The 18,345-nt window shown below is 51.3% G+C and carries 12 protein-coding genes; 6 read left to right on the top strand and 6 right to left on the bottom strand.

Features of this window, described 5'->3' with window-relative positions; genetic code table 11:
- The first annotated feature begins 87 nt into the window (after positions 1 to 87).
- The 5 genes from KB559_RS19170 to KB559_RS19150 all read left to right on the top strand — a co-directional run bounded on the left by KB559_RS19170 (position 88) and on the right by KB559_RS19150 (position 4,651).
- Complete coding sequence (locus KB559_RS19170) at positions 88 to 1,320, top strand: multidrug effflux MFS transporter (RefSeq protein ID WP_211024022.1); 1,233 nt, start codon at positions 88 to 90, stop codon at positions 1,318 to 1,320.
- A 47-nt stretch (positions 1,321 to 1,367) separates the two neighbouring features.
- Complete coding sequence (locus KB559_RS19165) at positions 1,368 to 1,691, top strand: hypothetical protein (RefSeq protein WP_211024020.1); 324 nt, start codon at positions 1,368 to 1,370, stop codon at positions 1,689 to 1,691.
- A 30-nt stretch (positions 1,692 to 1,721) separates the two neighbouring features.
- The gene (locus tag KB559_RS19160) at positions 1,722 to 2,798 is read left to right on the top strand and encodes an RNA polymerase sigma factor (protein WP_211024018.1); all 1,077 of its coding nucleotides are present in this window, start codon (positions 1,722 to 1,724) and stop codon (positions 2,796 to 2,798) included.
- Between the two features lie 31 nt (positions 2,799 to 2,829).
- On the top strand, positions 2,830 to 3,387 hold the full coding sequence (locus KB559_RS19155) for a hypothetical protein (RefSeq protein ID WP_211024016.1): 558 nt from the start codon (positions 2,830 to 2,832) through the stop codon (positions 3,385 to 3,387).
- 76 nt (positions 3,388 to 3,463) lie between these two features.
- On the top strand, positions 3,464 to 4,651 hold the full coding sequence (locus KB559_RS19150) for an outer membrane protein assembly factor BamB family protein (protein WP_211024014.1): 1,188 nt from the start codon (positions 3,464 to 3,466) through the stop codon (positions 4,649 to 4,651).
- Positions 4,652 to 4,740: 89 nt separating this feature from the next.
- Here KB559_RS19150 and KB559_RS19145 read toward each other — a convergent pair whose 3' ends face one another.
- From KB559_RS19145 to KB559_RS19120, 6 genes are all read right to left on the bottom strand, one after another.
- A complete protein-coding gene (locus KB559_RS19145; RefSeq protein ID WP_211024012.1) occupies positions 4,741 to 7,539 on the bottom strand; it encodes an endo-beta-N-acetylglucosaminidase in 2,799 nt (932 codons plus the stop codon).
- A gap of 73 nt (positions 7,540 to 7,612) precedes the next feature.
- The gene (locus KB559_RS19140) at positions 7,613 to 9,124 is read right to left on the bottom strand and encodes an ABC transporter substrate-binding protein (RefSeq protein WP_211024010.1); all 1,512 of its coding nucleotides are present in this window, start codon (positions 9,122 to 9,124) and stop codon (positions 7,613 to 7,615) included.
- Positions 9,125 to 9,259: 135 nt separating this feature from the next.
- Positions 9,260 to 10,192 carry a carbohydrate ABC transporter permease gene (locus KB559_RS19135; RefSeq protein WP_211024008.1) on the bottom strand — a complete coding sequence of 311 codons (933 nt, stop codon included), beginning with the start codon at positions 10,190 to 10,192 and terminating at the stop codon, positions 9,260 to 9,262.
- A gap of 18 nt (positions 10,193 to 10,210) precedes the next feature.
- Positions 10,211 to 11,140, bottom strand: coding sequence for an ABC transporter permease (locus tag KB559_RS19130; protein ID WP_211024006.1), 930 nt, complete (start codon positions 11,138 to 11,140; stop codon positions 10,211 to 10,213).
- Positions 11,141 to 11,456: 316 nt separating this feature from the next.
- Positions 11,457 to 13,019, bottom strand: coding sequence for a response regulator transcription factor (locus KB559_RS19125; protein ID WP_211024004.1), 1,563 nt, complete (start codon positions 13,017 to 13,019; stop codon positions 11,457 to 11,459).
- A complete protein-coding gene (locus KB559_RS19120) occupies positions 13,019 to 14,869 on the bottom strand; it encodes a cache domain-containing sensor histidine kinase (RefSeq protein ID WP_247681954.1) in 1,851 nt (616 codons plus the stop codon). Before KB559_RS19120 ends, KB559_RS19125 begins: the two co-directional genes overlap by 1 nt.
- A gap of 255 nt (positions 14,870 to 15,124) precedes the next feature.
- On the opposite strand from KB559_RS19120, the gene KB559_RS19115 reads away from it, so the two are divergent.
- Positions 15,125 to 18,313: an alpha-mannosidase gene (locus KB559_RS19115; protein WP_211024002.1), complete on the top strand. Its 3,189-nt coding sequence runs from the start codon at positions 15,125 to 15,127 to the stop codon at positions 18,311 to 18,313.
- Positions 18,314 to 18,345: the final 32 nt, after the last annotated feature.

The following is an 18,345-nucleotide window of genomic DNA, read 5'->3' as shown; positions in this document are numbered from 1 at the left end:
GCTCCGCTACTCAGCCCCTAGCTTCATCCAACCTTCTTGATCCTGATAACCTGACTTTTTGAACTTGCACTAGAAAGGAACACATCCATGAGTCTTACTGTCGAAAATACTTCTATATCCCAAGCACCCAAATCACGTTCAAGCCGCATGAAGGCCGCGATCATACTGGGCAGCTTATCGGCCTTTGGCCCGCTGTCTCTGGATATGTATCTGCCTGCTTTGCCAAAAATGGCGGGCGACCTTCACACCAGCGCTCCGATGATCCAGCTCAGCCTGACGGCTTGCCTGCTCGGTCTTGCCCTCGGACAGCTAATCGTTGGACCGCTCAGCGACACACGGGGGCGCCGCGCCCCGCTGATTATATCGATGGCGGCCTACGCCATCAGCTCGTTACTCTGCGTGTTCGCACCGAACGTGGCTGTCTTGAACATACTTCGCTTCATTCAAGGTCTGTCCGGCTCCGCCGGCATCGTTTTGTCCCGTGCGATCGTGCGGGATATGTATTCCGGCTCCGAGCTGACCAAATTCTTCTCGCTGCTGATGCTGATCAATGGCGCGGCACCGATCCTTGCTCCGATCTTCGGAGGACAGCTGCTGACCTTCGTCTCGTGGCGCGGCGTATTCGTCGTCCTCACCCTGATCGGCGTCTTAATGCTCCTGTCCGTATTGCTCGGCCTTCCGGAGACCTTGCCCAAAGAGCGCCGTCAAAGCGGAGGTCTGGGTGAAACGCTATCGACCTTTTCCCGGCTGCTCCGCGACCGGCTGTTTATCGGCTACTGCCTCTGCCAGGGACTTATCTCTGCGGCGATGTTCGGTTATATCTCGGGATCTTCGTTCGTGCTGCAAAACCTGTTTCATGTCTCCGAGCAGACGTTCAGTCTTATCTTTGCCATGAATGGTCTCGGAATCATCTTTGCCAGCCAGATTACCGGACGCCTGGCGGGGAAAATCGACGAGTCTACCTTACTCCGATTCGGAATCGGGCTGGCCGCCGCCGCATCGCTTGTGTTGCTTGGCGGCATTCTGATGGACGGAGGCTTGGCCGCCGTGTTGATCCCGCTGTTCTTTGTCGTATCCTGCGTAGGTATCGTCGGCACCGCCAGCTTTACGCTCGCCATGCAAAACCAGCGGGACTCCGCGGGGAGCGCTTCCGCTTTACTCGGCCTGCTGCCATACATTCTCGGAGCGGCCGTCGCACCGCTGGTAGGTCTCGGCGGCGAAGAGACCGCCTTGCCGATGGGCCTGGTCATTGCCATATCCGACGTCGGTGCCGTCCTGTGTTATCTTTTCCTCGTTATGCCCATGCGTAAACGGGGTTAATAAATGAAGGTTAATCCCCAATCCAAACCGAAAGTGAGGAATAGATCATGTCGAAATTACTTAATGGCATAGGATTTGCTTCCATCATCGTCAGTTTTCTTGCAGGGATTACCCAAGGTATATATGGAGGCGGGTGGCTGGCAGCTCTTCTGCAAATCATTGGCGGGATTGTGATCGCGATCATATTTTTTGCATTAGCCCTCATCCTTGATCGTTTGGACGAAAACCGTGAATACCTGGAGATCCTGCTTGATAGAACGGAAAAGCCAGTCTCAACTACTTCTCCCTATCCGGCTAACGCCAGACCTAAAGCGAAATCGAAGTCAGCCTTAGAATCTTTAAAGGATTTTAAATTGAATGCAAAAGACTAATCCTAGGTTATAAAAAAAGGTGGTATCTTCGTGTTCCGTTCAGGTAAACCCGTAAATTCGCCTTCCGATCAAGAATTGGTGGAGCAAGCCCGTTCCGGTCATCAGGATGCGTTCAACCTGTTGATGGAGCGGCACCGCCACCATGCGCTGCACTGGGCGCGACAAATTGCCGAAGACCCTCACCTGGCCGAAGATATCGTCCAGGAAGGGTTGATCAGTGCTTTTACATACTTGGGTTCGCTGAAACAAATCGAAAAATTCGTTCCCTGGTTCCGCCGCATCATTACCAATCAGGCTTTAATGCATGTAAGACGGGGAGGACCTTACGCCAAGGAACGCCCCTTCTCTTCTTGCATCAGCAAATCCGTTGAATATACGGGTAAGGATTTTGAGCAAATCGAATTCATTCTCGCCACACTTGCCAAAAATACGACCATGGAGCGCGAGCAAAACGAAGACCCCGTTAGGGAGATCATCATGCTCGATACTTACGAAATGCTGCGCGCGATACTTCAAGACCTGAGTACCCGGGAACGCGAAATATTCGAAGCCCATTTCTTCAGTCACTATTCTCCTCAAGAAATTGCTGCTATGTATTCCACCTCTTCCGGCAACATCTACACGATCCTATCCCGCACAAGAAAAAAGATCAGCCAGGCAAGATATGAAGCCAACCTGGCAAACTATTTGCATAGCCGTCAGCAACTATCATCTCCGCGAACTCATAATCAGCTTCAGGAACCGGCCGTCTATTTTGGAGAAATTTGGGATACCTTTGCATTAAGTATCCAGCACGCATTGCAATATACGGACTTCACTCATTACACTATGACTGAAATTATGGGCCTTACCGGTCTGGCTTTCCGGCTTCAAGTACACCGTGAGCGGACCGATTTTATCGGGGTGACGGCTTTTGACTGGCGCAACGTTTTTGGCAGAGGACTGTTAAACCTTGGCTTTGCGGCTCGCTCGGTCGGGGACGGAAGCCGTATTCCGCAATCCCATGAATTGCTGGTCGAGGCGTTCTCGTTCATTCACCGTACAGGGCCAGCCTGTCATTGTATGGGGCGTAGAACTGCCTACCTTCGCCGTTATCCACGGCTATGATGATGAACGTCGGTTATTTCGCATCACCGGATTGTTTGAGCAAACTCATCTCGGCTATGACCAGCTTGGCCGCGAATGGAGTGCCGATTTATTCGCAATATCGTTAGGTACGCCCGCTCCTGTGACCCCTTTAGATGCGCTGCATGGCGCGCTCGGCATGATCGTTACCCACGCCGAAGGACGGGAACGAACGCCGCACGCCGATTATGTGCAGGGATTGTACGCCTATGATTTATGGATTAGCGCTCTTTCCAGGGACCACATCGATCATTTTGGTCATGCCTACCTTGTATGGTGTACAGCCAATGCCAGGTCCTTTGCCGTCCAATTTCTCGAACTGGTAGCCAGTCGTCCCGAGGTTTACGGCAACCGGAATTCCCGCCTTGCAGGCGATGCTGCTGATTACTACAGGAAGACTGCGGACGCTCTCCGCCAAATGTGCATGCTCTTTCCATTCCCTGGCGGAGGACACCCCGAAGAACCAGAATGCAGAAAAATGGCTCTCCAGCTGCTAGACCACGCAAAATCAAACGAGGTTCTGGGACTGCAAATTCTAAAAAAAATATTTTTATCGTTATGCGACTCGTAAAAAGTGTAAGGCTCTTCCCCTTCCTGGCATCAGAATCTAAGTAACGTGATTCAATTCCATGGGGGGTTAGGAAATAATGATCAAAAAACGAAGATTGGCAGGCTGGTGCGCGGTACTTCTATTAAGTGCAGCGGCTCTTAGCGGCTGCGGCTCTGAACGTTCCGCAAAGACCCAAAACACATTCCTTTTTAGAGGAGATGCGGCAAATACCGGGGTTTCTGCCACAAAAGGCTTGCCTGCTCTGAAGGGAGAAAAATGGAGTATCAAACTGGACGCGCACTTTCAGAGTTCTCCGGTAATGATGAAGGATACATTGTATTTTGGATCTGAGGAAGGAAGGTTTTACGCGGTGGATGCCAACAACGGGAAAACGGTCTGGCAAACCGATTTTCCGGGAAAGATTAGGTCATCCGCGGCCGTTCTCGAGGACGATCTGTACTTCACGGACACGACCTCCACTTTGTATGCATTGGAACGGGAGACCGGGAAGCTGAAATGGAAGCAAAAACTGGACGATAGTCTTAAAGATGAAGGACTGCCTGACTTATGGGATTATTATATCGGGTCACCGGCGGTGGACGGAGATTATATCTATGTAGGCGGCGAAGGTCCGAGATTCTATGCCTTAGGACGAAAGGACGGCTCCATCCTCTGGGAAACGGAAACAGCCTCGTACGTACATGGCAAAGCGGCTATTGCAGACGGAAAAATATATATCGCGGATATGAGCGGCGAGGTCACGGCCCTGGACCAGCAGACAGGCAAAAAATTGTGGTCGGCTAACTTCGGAACGGTGCAATCCAGCATCACTTATAAAGAGGGAATCATTTATTTCGGTTCACGAGATCAATATGTCTATGCACTTGACGCCAATACAGGTGATATCCGGTGGTCCCACCTCTCACCGGGCGGATCCTGGGTCGTTTCCTCTGCGGCCGCAAGTGAAAAGCATGTCGTCATCGGTGCTTCCGACTCCAAGGTAGTCCACGTGTTTGACCGGGAAGCCGGCGAGCACAAACTGGATTTCAAGCTGGATAGCCGCGTGTTTGCTTCCCCCGTGATTGCGGATAACATCATGTATTTCGGTTCAGCTTATACCGACGGCGGCAAAGCGAGAGATGCTTTTTATGCGGTTGACCTAGACAGCAGCAAAGAGCTATGGAGATTTGAGGGTACGAAGTCTCCGATTCTTTCCACGGCGGTCGTCGCAGATGGGGCCGTTTATTTTGCTACTCTTGACGGGTACTTGTACGCGCTCCATTAGACGTGTGAAATAATATAAAAAAGACGGCGCTTAGGTTTATAATCCTTGCGCCGTCTTTTTTGTTATCCTTACACTTCGATAAATCTTCGTTACTTTAACCCCATCACTTCAAATCCATAAATCCGCGCGGCCGTATCCCCGCCTTGGGTCGGCTTTTCTACGACAAGCCGGGCATAGCGGGCCGAAGTCAAAGCGATAGCATGCTTGCTGACGCCCTTCGCATTGTCGGTCACCTGCACCGAATCGGTCCAGTTTTCCCCGTCCATGCTGAGCTGGATTCGGAAGCTGCGCGTATTGAAAGCCGCAGCTTCTCCACCCGCTTCCGCGTGTTTGATGACGAACTCGCTGATCTTATGTTCAGCGCCCAGATCTACAGTCAGTGTGTGAGGAGCATCGCCCACCGCGCACCATTTCGTCTTGTCGTCACCGTCCAGGGCAAACGGCGGAGCTTCCTTCTCATTCACATAACTCGAGGCCGTCGCTTTCTTGCCAAGGGCCAGATCGGATACCCCGCCGGCAGCTTCCTTAGTGACGGTGATCATTTGCCGCTTCACCACATCTTCGCCGACTTCATTGACAGCCTTCAAGGTTACTTCGAAGCTGCCTTCTTCCTTATAAGTCACCTTAGGGTTTTGCTCCGTGCTGCTTGAGGGTTCCCCGCCAGGGAAGCTCCACACCCAGCCTTCCGTCACTTCCGAGGACTTGTCGGTAAACTGCACGCTTTCGCCCGGAGCGATTAACGTACGGTCCGCTTCAAAAGCGGCGATCGGCTTCGGATAGGCCGGCCAGTTGAAAGTGACCGAGGCCGGTTTTCCCTGTTCATACTGCCGATTTACGGGAATGACGACCATTTTCGTGGCGGTCTCCTTGTTCAACCGCTTCATTTCAGGCACATAGTAGACCGTGTTCCCGGTCATCCCCATCAACTCATAAGCGCCGTCCGGCTTGACGCGGTAAACTTGGTAATACTGCACGTCGCTGCCGTCCTTCGGCGCTTCCCAAGCCAATCGCGCATCGCCGTAGATCCCGTCCCGGAAGTCGTTCTCCGTCACCTTCAGGCCGGTCACAACTTTCGGTTGTTTGGCCTTATCCTGCTTTTGCGTTACCGCAAGTTCTCCAATAAACGCCTCATACCCGGCTACTGGTTTGGAAGAGACAAATTTGAGCGAAATACTGCTAATCGTGCGGCCCTTATACTTATTGAGCTGGACACTTCCCTCTTTCCACGAACCTTCGTCTCCTGCCGTTGTCCATTTTTTCGGTTGGAAAAATACCGTCTCTTCAGGTGCATCCGAGAAAGATACCCCGATTTGAACCGCTCCCTCCACTGCTGCATTATCCTGATAAATCAGCGATAATTCCGTCGTTGCTGCAACCGGAATATTCGTTTTATACAGTTTCACTTGGGTTGGATTGTCAGAGGACAGATCTCCTGTCACTTTCAACGAGCTGCCGCCGTAATAAGACTTGGTGTAATCGAAGTCCGGAGTCAGCGCTTTCCCTGTGCCGCCCGATTCGGAGATCCAGCGCCATGTCGGCAATATATCCTGCAGGCTTCGATTACTCCAGTCCTTCTCCCGCATGACTTTACCGTTGACCGCAAACATGTGGCCGTTGCCGGTATTGAAATGCGTAATAAACTCGGTTCCGGAAATCACGCTCTTATCGGCAATATCATAGGCGATTCCCCGCCAGGCGTAAGGATCTCCGGCTTTCGCTCCGTCCAGATCCGCAGTTGTCCCCACCGACGGATTACCACCAGGTCCGACCCAGAACATCTCCTCTTTGTCCATATACTGTTCATTCGTCTCCGAGCTGTTAAACGCCCAATCCGGGCGATAGATACCAAGCGATGTAGTTGCTTTTTTTCCGTCCGGGAACAGAATCGGCCAATTGTAGCTGCCCTCATACCCGTTTGCCTCTACGTCGATGCCGGCGAATAAATCGTAAGGACTTCTTCCGAGTTCATTCGCTTTCATCGGGGAGTTCAGATACGGAGTTACGTAATCGTATTTTCCGTTCACTTCATCTTTGTATTGCCAGCGGAAATCCAGGAACATCGAGTCAGATACCCGCTGGGTCCCGTTTTGGAAAAACATCTGGTTTTTGTCGGTCAGCGCACCCTGCCACTTGATGTTACCCTCGTTAATCATGGAATCGTACCAGATGATCTCCAGCTCGGAGCCTTTGATTTTCTGTAAATATGCAAGGAAGCGCTGCATGTCCGCGGCATCCTCTTTGGAAGCTCCCTGCGTCTCCTGATTGATGAACCAGCCGTCAAACCCGTAATACCGGGCTGCCTCCACCAACTTATCCGCCACGGGGAATGTACCGTCTTCCCTTTGTTGCAGCAAATCATGCATCCATTCCAGCTTCCCGCCATGCTCGGTCTGCGGCAAGAAAACGGTTCCATAAACCGGTACCCCGTTTTTATGCGCCGCATCGATCACATCCGCGCTTGGGGAAACAATCAATCCTTCGCCGGCCGAACCTCCCCACATGACGAGCTTGTCGATATACTGCCAGAAGCTGAACGTATACGTGTGAAACTTCTCGGACCCTTGGGAAGGAGCCCCGCTCGTGCTCGGAAACATGGAGGACAGCGCGATGGCCTTCGCCTCCGGCTTGGCGTTTGGATTCACGATCTCCCCAAGGAAGCGGTCTTTTTGAAGCTTCACCGTACCCCGGTTAAACGCCGCGTCTTTATCGGTAGCCGGAGACCATTCCAGCAAAGTATCCGGATACCAGTAAGACGAATGCGGCTGAGCCGCTTCCGCTTTTCCGGGGGTTCCGAGTATTACTCCGGCGAGCAGCATAGCTCCGGCTGTAGTCATCAACCTCTTTTTCCACTTCGTCTTCGTAAAATAGTTCAGCTTCACTCTCTTCATCATTCAACCTCCTGTGTTTTGGGCTATGGAAAATAGAGAAACGGTCGTACCAGCCGCCCGTTTCTCCAAATTTCTATTTTTGCTCGGCTTTCCAGGCATCGAACTGCTTTTGAGCTTCCGCAATGACTTTATCGATTCCGGCGTCCTTGAACTTCTGGAGCGCCTTCGGCAAATATTCGTCCGGGTCTACCGATCCGGTGTACAGCGCCGGAATAAACTCTTTGGCCACGTTCGTGACCGCTGCAACTTCCGTCTTCACGGGCGCGGTATCAAAGTTAAAGCCAAATGTAGGCGCTACGATCGCCGACGAGTTGAATTTTTCAAAGGCATCCCATTTGTCCTTCGGCTCGCCTTCATGCAGGTAAGTCAAGAACATGTTGCCCAGCGCAAAGCCCGGCATCGCATAATTTTCATTCATTGCCGGAAGATCCTCGATGTAAGGGTCCTCCACCTTTTTGTAGTGAACGTCTTCAATCCCGTATTGAATCAGGTTGCGCAGATATGCGTCCGTATTCAGCAGGTTCAGGAACATCATCGCCCGCTCCGGATTTTTCGAGTAGGAAGAAATCGCGAGCATGGATCCTGCGGCAGAGCTGGTGTAAATAATCGGATCATGCATCGGTTTGGTCACGATGTCGTAACCTGCGCTTCTAGACCATCCGAGTTCGGCGTAAGGCTGCGTGATTTCGCGGTCAACCAGCCATTTGCCGGTTTTCATATTGTCGATGCCTTCCAAAGTGGCGACATCCTCGCGGACATAACCCGCTTTGTAATATTTACGCATCGTCTGCAAGGCCGCTTTGAGCTCAGGCGATTCAAGAATATTCACATATTTATTGTCTTTGGTATCGATGTACATCCCGATTGGAATCTCATCTCCCAACACAAAATCGAATGGCAGATACGGCTTGAAATTTTTTGGAACGGCCAAAGGTGTAATGTCAGCCGGCTCGTTCTCTTTAATCGTTTTCAAGAGAGGTTCCAAATCTTCCAGCGTCGTTACGTTGGAAATGTCGAGATTGTATTTATCAAGGTACTTTTTGTTAAAACGCCAAACGAATTGTTGTGCCAATTCTTTGTTGGCCGGAATCCCGTAATTGACCCCGTTCACTTTCGTACCTTCAAGGAAACGCGGATCGAGCACTTCCTTGATGCCTTTGCCGTATTGGTCAATCAGATCATTCAACGGCATGAACGCGCCTTTAGCGGCATTCGGCAGATAATCAAAAGCCCAGGAGCTGGTGAAGGCGATATCATAATCTTCGCCGGAGCTGGTTATAACCTGCATCCGCTGGCTATAGTCGCCCCAGTCGATCATCGTAATTTCGAGCTTGGCATTGATTTTTTCGCCTACGTATTTATTGATTTCTTCCTGCACCTTCGGCAGGTCTTTCTGGCTTGGACCGATCAGGTACAGCTTCAGCGTGACCGGGTCCAGCTTGGAGACATCGATAGTTCCGTCGCTTTGGACGGCTGCTTCTTCCTTGGCCGGCTCACTGCTTTTCTTGTTTCCGCCGCAGCCCGCAAGAATTGCGGACAACGCCAGGATCAGCGCCAAAGCCATAAAAAAGGATTTCTTTTTCATTTTGTTTCCCCCTACGTACAAGTTGTATGAAGAGCATCTATTGAAACCGCTATGTGCCCGGCCGGGCAGCTGCGTGATTCTACGGCCGGGATGACGCGGAAACAACCATGAGTATGCGGCCTGTACGGCCTGGAATCAGCCTTTAACCGAACCTACGGTCAAGCCTTGCACAAAGTAACGCTGGAAAAACGGATACGCAAGCACGATTGGAAGAGTTGCGAGCACCACCATCGCCATTCGCACGGTTTCCGTCGGTAAGCCGGCAGCCGCGTTAAAAGTACCGAGATTCTGGGCGTTCTTAATCAAGAAGTCCATGTTCTTCTCGATCTTCATCAGCAAAAACTGCAGCGGCGGCGTCAATTCCGGTTTGTTGTAATAGAGCAGCGCATTGAACCAGTCGTTCCAATAAGCCAGGCAGGCGAACAGCCCGATTGTGGCGATGCCCGGCAGCGACACGGGAAGTACGATTCTTATAAACGTCTTGAGTTCGCCCGCCCCGTCAATTTTGGCGGATTCTATGATTTCATCAGGAACCGTAGTCTGGAAAAACGTACGCATAACGATGATCGAAAAAGCGCTCAAGGATAACGGAAAGATCAAGGACCAAATCGTATTCTGCAGATGCAGGAACTGGGTCATTACGATGTAACCGGGAACCATCCCTCCGGAAAACAGCATCGTGAAAAACGCCAGGAAGCTGAAGAAGCCACGGAATTCAAAGCTCTTTCTGGATACCGCATAGGCATAGGTCGTTACCAGAATCAAGGTGATCAACGTACCCATAATGGTGACAAGCAGCGTGACTCCGAACGATACTAGCAATTCATGTCCCGTCTGAAAAATATAGCTGTAAGCTTCGGTGCTGAATTTGCTGGGCCAAAGGCTGAAGCCTTCGAGCGCCAGCGTCTGTTCATCGGTCAAAGATATAATAATAACGAACAGGAACGGGAATACGCATGAGAAGGAGAACAGGCCGATGAGGATGTTAAAAAGCACATTCCAACCCGGGGTGATCTCATTGAAATCCCGCTGTTTTTTTACGTCTAACTGAGCTGAATTTGATATCATCTGCTAACCCCCCGCGCTCTAAAAGATCGCATGATCTTTTTCAATTTTTCTGACGATGGCATTGGCGACCAGAATGAGCACCAGTCCGACCAATGATTGATACAAGCCCGCAGCGGTACTCATACCGATATCCCCCATATTGATCAAGCCGCGATAAACGAAGGTATCGATGACATTGGTTACAGGGTATAAGGCTCCCGCATCCTTCGGCAACTGGTAAAATAATCCGAAGTCGGACCGGAAAATGCCGCCGATAGCGAGGATCGTCAAAATAATCATGAGCGGTTTGAGCAGCGGTACGGTAATATAGCGGATTTGCTTCCATTTGGTCGCCCCGTCAATGACGGCCGCTTCGTAATAAGACTTGTCGATTCCGGTGATTGCCGCGAGATAGATAACGCTGTTGTATCCAACACTCTTCCAGATCCCGACGAATACGATGATGAACGGCCAATACTTCGGTTCGGAATACCAGCTGATCCGTTCTCCTCCGAAGAAGGTAATGATCTGGTTCAGCGTACCCTTATCCATGCTCAGGAAGGTAAAGGCGAAGTAACTGATAATGACCCAGGACAGGAAGTGCGGGAGAAACATCCCGGTTTGATATACCTTCGCCATCCGTTTGTTGACAAGTTCGCTTAGGATTATCGCTAAACCGACGGAGATCACCAGACCGAGAAAAATAAGGGCCAGGTTGTACAATATCGTATTTCTCGTAATTACATAAGCATCGCTTGTCGTGAACAAATACTCGAAATTTTTGAATCCTACCCACTTGCTGTTGAACACGCTGGCGAAAAATCCGTCGCGGCTGATTCGGAAATCTTTAAATGCTAGGATTGAACCGAACATCGGCAAGTAGGCAAAGATGAGGAACCAGACGGTTCCGGGTATAACCATGAACAGCAGCGCACGATTTCTGATGACTTTTTTCCAAAATGCTGCCACGTTCATTCCTCCTTTGCCTGCTGTCCCCTCTGGAAGGAATTAAAGCGTTTCCAAGGGATGCTGAAATGTTTGCTGGACACGTGATGAAACCGCTTGGTCATGGATCCCCTAAGATCAAAACAAAGCTTCGGCGGCTGAACCGCCCCTTCTGTTTCGCTTGCCCTTAACTAACTCTATTGTGCCAAGTAAGCGCTATCTTCAACAAGTTGAAAAACCCTAGAATTCCATGGATAAATTAAAGACCGACTTTAAAAAAACAACAAGCGCAACCTTTTCGGTTGCGCCTGCCATGCCGATCCTCTCAGGAAATGAGGACTTATTTAGTATACATATGACGCAGTTCCGTCGGCGAAACTCCGGCATATTTCTTGAACTGGCGATAGAAATAGGAGGTGTCCAAATACCCGACGCTAAGCGCGATCTCCGTCGTTTTGCGGTCCGTATGCATCAGGAGCTGGGTCGCTTTTTCGATCCGGTATTGGTTTACAAAGTCGGAGAAACTATGACCCAACTCCTGCTGGAACAGCTGGCCCAAATAATTCGGATGTAAGCCGACTTTCTGGCTTAATGTCTTCAGTGACAATTCATCGGCATAATGCCGGTGGACCTGCTCAACCAAAAAGGCTACGTGCGGGCTATATTCCCCCCGGACGGTGTCTTGCCTTTCCATGCTTTTGCTGACCGTTGCGGTTACATGCCGGATCAAGGAGGGCAAGGTGCTGATCCTGCTTAACGGACCGAACACCTCGCTGTAGTCGGGATTCTCTTCTCTCTCTTTCGCCGCGAGCATTAATTGCAGAGCTGTGTTGACGCAGGCTTCGCGCGGCGTTAAATTCTCCCGGCAGGCGCTCCAAAGCACCTCCCCGATGAAATGCTCCACCGGCTCCGTATTGCCTTCAATCAGCAGTTCCACATACTTCTCGCTGTTCCACTCGATCATCGGGGACGCAGCTGTACCCTGCTCATCTGCATCGGTAAACCGGATTCGATCCGTTCCAGTGATCAGGAAACGGCGGAATACCGATTTTGCCCGTGCATAGCTGAACTGCACGCCTTTAAAGTCGGCCCCCGGACCCCCTTCGGAAATCCAAAAACTCGCCTCCAGGCTGCCCGGCAAAGCTTGAGCCGTAGCCTTCACCTGCCGTTGAACCGCCGCATCGTCTTTTTGACCACAGGAAGCATAAAGAATCACCATATCTCCGTCCGGGTCCATAAAACTAATGACTTCCGTCTCCCTTGGCTTTAAGCGTTCCATTGCCCGGATAAGCTCCCGGCATGGATCGGCCATTATCGCACCGACTTTCTGAATGATATCACAGTTCTCTGTCAGGATCGGCCGTATGACATACAACCGGTACTTTTCACGGTCTAGCGGCAAGCCCAGCAACTGGGCCCGATGTTTGAACTCCTGGCTTTCGATCTCCCCGCTGACCCATCGCTGAAGAATATTGCTGCGCAAAACCTCCCAATCCTCTTCGAATTGGACCTGCTGAATCTCCTCCCGCTCCCAATCCCCGCGGATATGGCGGATCGTTGACTCCAGTTCCTCGAGATTGATCGGTTTTAAAATATAATTTTCGATGCCAAGCTGAATGCCTGCTTTGACATATTCAAATTCTTCATACCCGCTCAGCACGATGAATTTAGTCTTGTTCTCTTCGTTGTCTTTGATCTTCCGGATTAATTCCAGCCCGTTCATACGCGGCATCATAATGTCCGTCACCAGCAAATCTACGGGCTCCTCACGGATCATCTCCAGAGCGCTTAATCCGTCGTTTGCCGTTCCCGCGATCTCGATTCCATATTTGTTCCAGTCCAAAATGGAGCTTAAGCCCTGAGCAATCAGCGGTTCGTCATCTACAAACAATACTTTTTTCATCACATGAACCCCTCCCTGAGCAGCGGTATTTCAATCCGTATCGCCGTTCCTTTGCCCTCTTCGCTGCAAACGGCGATTCCAAAGTCATCCCCATAGTTCATACGTATTCTTTCATGGACATTGATCAGACCGATGGACGCTTGGGCGCCTCCGGCCGGTTGGGACGGAGAAGCAAGCATTCGAGTGATTTCCTCCAGCCTTCCGGCCGGTATCCCCTTACCGTTATCGACTACCGTAATCACGATTCTATCCCGTTCCAGATCCTTTACGGCATGAAGTGAAATAACATTATCGCTCTCCAGTGAACGGAAGCCGTGCACAATGTAATTTTCCACGATCGGTTGGATAAGCAGCTTGATAATCCGGCAGCCGCCGATTTCGTCGTCCATTTCGATATCCACCTTCAAGCGGCCCTCATAACGTATGCGGAACAGGTCCAGATAAATGGAGCACAGCTCGATCTCTTCCTGAATCGTCACGATTGTATCCTTTTTGACCATGCTTCTGAACATGACGGATAAGCTGTAAATCATTTGCCCCACATCTTTGGCTCCGGAAGAATACGCCTTCATCCGGATCGATTCCAAAGTGTTGTACAGAAAATGAGGATGGATTTGCGACTGAAGTGCGACAAGCTCGGCATGCTTCTGCCGGATTTCCGACGTATACATCTTGTCGATATATAACTCCAACCGCTCGCACATATCGTTCACGCGCTGCGAAATCTGCTGAAGCTCATCCTCGCCGGGCATCTGGATCCGAATGGTGAGGTCACCTTCCCCTATCCGGCTCATGGAACGGATGATACGCTGGATTTTCTTGGAGTATTTTCGCATGATCGTACTCGTAATAATAAAGCTGGCGGCGATGAACAGCAGCGTAACGATAATCAGGCTGTTCCTCAAAGAAACCGTACTGGCGTGTATCGATGATTTGGACACAATCCCGACGACCGACAATTCCGCATTTCCGACACTCAGCACATTCACCTTGGACATTTCGTCGAGTTGAATCCATTTTCCCGTATTACCAAGCTTGGCCTGGTACGGATAAGTCTGTCCGAAGTAGCTATCCGTTGTCTGAGAATCATAAATAACCGTTCCCTGAGAACTCATCACCAGGATCCGGCCATGCACTTCAGGCGCACGGGAATTAAGCCAAGCGGATATTTGCCCGGCATCGAATTCAACCATCATCATCCCCATCTTGTCCAGCGTCCAGGGATCCTGAAGCTCACGGGAATAAGAATACCTCATTCGGGACGCGGCAGGATCGACGGTATCCCAAAACCGCCCATACTGATGAATCGTATCCCAGGCATAAACTTTGCGGCGTTCAAACCAGTTTTCCCACTCGCTCTTGGAACCGGTTTCATATTTCAGCTGCTGGCTTTCCGGACGGATTTGCATGTAAAAGTCTAACGGATAGCTATATATCGTAACCCCCGTAGCCCCCGGATTTTGTTCCAGATAAGATTTCAGAAGCGAGCTGAATGAGCGAATACGCTGTTCTCCCGGCCTGCTGAATAAATTCAGGCGATGGCTCAGATAACTTTCGTACCTGTTATTCAAAAAATAGACCAGGTCATCGCTTAACGCGGCATCGCCGTATATTTGCTGCACCGTGTTCTGTATGTTCTCATACTGTCTATTCAAGTAAATGCTGAGCACATGCGCGGTCTTTAAATTGGCGTCGGTCTCCTCCCGGATGATCCGCTGTACTTGGAACTCGTACGCCATTACGGCGGCAATCAGGAACAAGATCATCATAATAGCGGAATACAGCAAAATAATTTTGTTAAACATTTTCCGTTTCAAGTGATTTAGATAAAAACGGCGAAATTTGTTCAAAGCGGGACACTTCCTGTCCTGACGTTTTTTGGTTCGCGTTTCAGTGTATCACCGCCAAGCGCCTGAGTGCAATCCGTATTTTCTGGAAGCCGATACCAGCTATTTTAATATTTGAATTCTTGGCGGCCCCTGACTATAATAGACCTTGATCCCCTAAGATCACCTCAACATAAAGTTACGAAGTCCGTCATGTGGCTTCGCCTTCCTTTCTTTTCTACGCTTGCCCCTAAGATAATTTAAGGGGGTTCTTTCCTGATGTTTCTCACTCAGCAGAAACTGCAATCACGCATCCACGAGATATCGTCCTACCGGTACCGCGACAGCAGACCGATTCCTTACTTCTACCGTCTTGAAGACGAACGCAAAGAAATCAATCCTTCGATCCCAGCCGTTTCGGACACATGGGACATTATGAAGACCGGAGATACCTGGAGCGGCCGCGACTTGTATTTGTGGCTATCTTCTGAAGTTGATATCCCTCAAGAATGGGCGGGACATAAAATACTTGGCCGCTTTGATTTCGGCGAAACCGGGGCAGGTAACAACTCCGGCTTCGAATCCCTGTTTTATTTGCAGGGTAAGCCATATCAGGGCGTGGATTCCAATCATAAAGAAGTATTCCTGCCGGAGACTCTGGCCGGGACGAAGCAGCAAATGCTTTTCCGTCTATGGTCCGGACTTGAAGGCGGCGGGCAGCCGAGAAACCAGACTCACGGCGTCAAGCTGGCGGAGATCTGCTGGCTGGATGAGGCCGTCGACGATTACTACTACACCATTTTGGCAATTTCTGAAACGGTGAATGTGCTGGACGAGAACCTGCCTGAGCGGGCCAAGCTGCTGCAAGCTGCCGACCAGTCTCTGGCTTTGATCGATTGGCGGATACCCGGATCGGATGAGTTTTACGAATCACTCCATGCGGCAAGAGATTTTCTCAACGACAAAATCGCCGGGATGGATAAATCGTCCCTGGTGAACATTACGTGCGTCGGTCACACTCATATCGACGTGGCTTGGCTCTGGCGCCTGAAGCATACCCGCGAAAAATGCGCCCGTTCCTTCTCCACGGTGATGCGATTGATGGAAATGTATCCGGAATATACTTTTTTGCAGACTCAGCCTCAGCTTTACGATTACGTGAAGGAAGACTATCCGGAGCTGTACGAATCCATCCGGGAACGCGTTGCGGAAGGCCGCTGGGAAGCCGGCGGCGGCATGTGGCTGGAAGCCGACTGCAACCTGACCTCCGGCGAATCGCTCGTGCGTCAGCTGCTGGTGGGCACCCGTTTCTTCAAGCAGGAATTCGGAGCCGACTGCGATTATTTGTGGCTGCCCGATGTATTTGGCTACAGCTGGTCACTTCCGCAAATCTTGAAAAAGTCGGGCATCCATACGTTCATGACGACAAAGATCAGCTGGAACCAGTACAACCGGATGCCGCATGATACGTTCAAATGGCGCGGCATCGACGGGACTGAAATTCTGACCCACTTCATCACAACCACCGAGCCATGGTCCCAGCCGGGTTCCTGGTTCTACACGTATAACGGGCAAATCACCCCGAAAACGGTAAAAGGCAGCTGGGACGCCTACCGCGATAAAGAGCTGAACCAGGAGCTCCTGCTTTCTTACGGTTATGGGGACGGCGGCGGCGGCGTCAACCGCGACATGCTGGAGATGCGGCGCCGGCTCGACAAGCTGCCCGGAATGCCGAATCTCGGCACCGGCACAGCCGGCGATTATTTCCGCAAGCTCGGCGAGACGGTCGAAGAAAGCGACAGCTATGTGCATACATGGGACGGTGAGCTGTATCTCGAATATCACCGGGGGACGTATACGAGCCAGGCGCACAATAAGCGGATGAACCGCAAGCTGGAGCTTCTGTATCGTGAAGCGGAATGGCTAAACGCTATGCAAAGCGCGATGAACGGCAACTGGGCGTCCTACCCCGGTGCGAAGCTGCATGAGGGCTGGAAGATCATTTTGCGGAACCAGTTCCATGACATCATCCCGGGCTCTTCGATCCGGGAAGTCTATGAAGACAGCAAAATCGAATATGAAGAAGCGGAGCAGCTCGGAATGCAGGCATGGGAAGCTGCAGTTAGCGCGGCCGTGAGTCTCGGTACAGCGGGAAATCATAATGATGATGCTGACACGGACAAAGTATCCTCCAGAATCTTTACGGTTTGGAACTCCTCGCCTTGGACGGAAACCCGGCTTACGGAAATTCCGGTTCAGCCCGGCATGGAGTCCGGCATTTGGACCGACGAATCCGGCAACCGATTGTCCGTACAACGCGGCGACAACGTTTGGAGTGTGGAAGTGCCGGATATTCCGTCCCTCGGATTCTCCATTATCCGGTTCAACGCTGCCGCTGCAATCCCTGCGGAGCAGTCATCTCCGTTCATTCTGCGAGAACGCGGAATTAGCACTCCATTCTATGAACTCGACTGGAATGAGCATGGTCAGCTTACCCGTCTATTTGACCGGGAGGAACAAAGAGAAGTGCTTGCCGCCGGCCAGCGGGGCAACCTGTTCCAGCTGTTCGAGGATAAGCCGCTCGCCCATGAAGCCTGGGATATCGATATTTTCTATCAGCAAAAATCGCGGGAGCTCGGAGATCTTCAAGACTGCCGTGTGACCGAATCCGGTCCAATCCGCACCGTGGTTCACTTTAGCTGGACCTACGGACAGTCCAAGATCGAACAGGACATGATCCTGTACGCTGCTAGCCGCCGAATCGACTTCGTCACCGAAGCCGATTGGCATGAACGCCAGCAACTGCTCAAAGTGGCCTTCCCTGTCGACATCCGTTCCACGGAAGCGACTTATGATGTGCAGTACGGCAACGTGAAACGGCCGACTCACTGGAATACGAGCTGGGATGCGGCCCGATTCGAAACCGTCGGCCACCAGTGGGCGGATCTGTCCGACAAAGGCTACGGCGTGAGTCTCATGAACGACTGCAAATACGGATACGACATTAAGGATAATGTGCTTCGGCTGTCGTTGATCAAATGCGCGATTCACCCGGATATCGAAGCCGATCAAGGTTACCACCGGTTCACCTACTCGCTGTTCCCGCATCAAGGGGACTGGCTGCAGGGCGATACCGTACAGGAAGCGTGGCATTTGAACAATCCGCTGCGCGTGTCGGAAGGCGCTGCCGCTTCGACCGCGGCACGCTCCATGTTCAAGCTGTCCGGCCGTACGGCGATGATCTCTGCGGTGAAAAAAACCGAAGACCGCGACACCGTCATCGTCCGCGTGTACGACTTCTCGGGCAGCCGCAAAGCGCTCCAATTGGAGAGCGATCTGACCATCGCCGCTTGGCGAGAATGCGACCTGATGGAACGTTCGGAAGAAGAGTGGCAGTCCACTGCGGCGGTTTCCTTCGTCCTGAACCCTTATGAAATCAAGACGTTCGAAATTGATTTGCGTGCCTAAGTATCGAGTGGCAACGCAAAGAGATTCCTAAC

Origin of the sequence: Paenibacillus sp. Marseille-P2973 (assembly GCF_018101095.1) — a bacterium.
Taxonomy (GTDB): Bacteria; Bacillota; Bacilli; order Paenibacillales; family Paenibacillaceae; genus Fontibacillus; species Fontibacillus vini.
The sequence above is the reverse complement of the archived record's forward strand: the minus strand, read 5'-3'. Positions and strand labels throughout refer to the sequence as shown.